Consider the following 324-nt stretch of genomic DNA (forward strand, 5'->3'; position numbering starts at 1 on the left):
TGGTCTTTCACCCAGTCCTGTCATCTCATTACCCACAAGCGTACCCACACAGGGGAAAAACCCTTTGTATGTGACCAGTACGGGTGCAACCGCTCTTTCACCCAATCCGGTCATCTCATCAGGCACAAGCGCACCCACGCAGGAGAGCGGCCCTTTGTCTGTGATCAGAACAGGTGCCACAAAGCGTTTACTTCATCCGGCGATCTCAACATCCACAAGCGCACCCACACAGGGGGCAGACCCTTTGTCTGTGACTTTGGCGAATGCAACAGGGCTTTTACCACATCCGGCAACCTCACCGCCCACAAGCGTATCCACACAGGG

The 324-nt window shown here is 55.2% G+C and carries 1 protein-coding gene; it reads right to left on the reverse strand.

The window, feature by feature from the left end:
- Positions 1–180, reverse strand: a 180-nt coding sequence (locus tag E1189_RS24435) for a hypothetical protein (RefSeq protein ID WP_230459873.1), incomplete at its 3' end; no start/stop codon positions are given.
- Between the last annotated feature and the right edge of the window lie 144 nt (positions 181–324).

This window comes from Parendozoicomonas verongulae (assembly GCF_009711465.1).
GTDB lineage: Bacteria > Pseudomonadota > Gammaproteobacteria > Pseudomonadales > Endozoicomonadaceae > Sansalvadorimonas > Sansalvadorimonas verongulae.